Origin of the sequence: Streptomyces calidiresistens (assembly GCF_014141525.1) — a bacterium.
GTDB lineage: Bacteria > Actinomycetota > Actinomycetes > Streptomycetales > Streptomycetaceae > Streptomyces > Streptomyces calidiresistens.
The window spans coordinates 1-1,487 of sequence record NZ_VKHS01001073.1; the positions used below are offsets into that span (position 1 = coordinate 1).

Annotated in this window: 2 protein-coding genes; both read right to left on the reverse strand. The window is 76.1% G+C overall.

Annotation, left to right across the window (positions count from 1 at the left end):
- On the reverse strand, positions 1-901 hold a 901-nt coding region (locus FOE67_RS25505; protein ID WP_182667177.1), incomplete at its 3' end, for an ROK family transcriptional regulator.
- A 401-nt stretch (positions 902-1,302) separates the two neighbouring features.
- The coding region (locus tag FOE67_RS29750; RefSeq protein ID WP_228474287.1) for a hypothetical protein at positions 1,303-1,487 on the reverse strand (185 nt) is incomplete at its 5' end.

The following is a 1,487-nucleotide window of genomic DNA, read 5'->3' on the forward strand; positions in this document are numbered from 1 at the left end:
GGTATAAGAGACAGCCGGGGACCAGGCCCGCCGCCGCGGCGATCGCCGGGTCGGCGCGGGCCGCCTCCACCACGGCCGCCGGCCCCGCCAGCGCCTCGGTGCACCCGCGGGCACCGCACCAGCACTCCGGGCCGTCCGCCCGGAGGCAGATGTGCCCGATCTCCCCCGCGTTGCCGCTCACCCCGCGGTGGACGACGCCGTTGATGAGCAGCCCGGCACCGATCCCGGTGCCCAGGTACACGGCCGCGAAGCTCGCGGTCCCGCCCACCCCACCGGACCAGTGCTCGCCCAGCGCCGAGGCGGTGGCATCGTTGTCCAGCACCACCGGCAGGCCGGTGGCCGCGCCGAGCGCCCGCGCCGGCGGGAAGGACTCCCAGCGCCGCATGGCGGGCGGGGTGAGTCCCATCCCGCCGCCGCGGGTCAGGGGGCCGGGCACGGCCAGGCCGACCCCCAGCACCCGGTCCGGTGCCACCCCGACGCCCTCGATCAGCGCGGCGATCTCCTCGGCCATCCCGGTCACCATCACCTCCGGATCGGGGGAGCCGCCGGGACGGAAGACCCGGGCGACGACCGCACCACCGAGGTTGGTCAGTGCGTAGGTCACGCCCCCCTGGTCGAGGTGGACGCCCACCGCGTACCGGGAGGAGCGGTTCAGGGCCAGCAGCACCCGCCGCTTGCCGCCGGTGGATTCGGCGTGACCGGTCTCCACGACCAGCCCCTCGTCGATGAGTCGGCGCACCACGGTGGAGATGGTCGCGCCGGTGAAGCCGGTGGCCTCGACGAGACCGACCCGGCTGATGGTGCCGGCCGCGCGGATCACGTCCAGCACGGCCGCCCGACTGTTGGCGTGGAGGGCCGGACGTCCACCCGTCCGGCCGGTGGGTTCCCCTGATCCGCTCACTGGTCGCACTCGCCCCTGTTCCGGCCCCGGGCGCCGGGGCCCGGTCCACGGGGGCGGTGCGGTCCGCCCCCACTCGTCTCTTTCCGCCTCTGCCCGCGCGTGCCCGCCCGGGCCACGTGTCCCGGCACGCCCGGGGCCGTGGTCCCGGCCGTCCCGTGACGCGACCCCGGCGCCCCGTCGTGGTGGCCGTCCCCGGTCGCCGCCCGCGTGGTCCGGGCCGTCGGCGTCCTTTGGGTCGGGCCGCCCGGGCCCCGGCGTTCGGGTCCGGCGACACCGCGCGGGATCGATGATCGCAGGCTTTCGGCCCCCGCGGAGCGGAGGGGACGGCGGGTGGTCGTCCGGTGGCGCGTGGTCGCCCCGGGCCGGGGGAGGGCCGTCCCGGGGCGTGCGAGGAGCCCGCGTCACGAGGGTTGACTTTCTTTCTTCGCCTGCTTAACAATCACGAAACCCCGGAGCCCCCCGAGAGGACCGAACACCATGAACCGGTACGGAAGACGCCCGACCACTCGATGGGTGGCGGTGGGAACGGCCGCGATGCTGGTGACGACCGGCTGTTCCGGCGGCTCGTCGAACGGCGGGGGAGGGG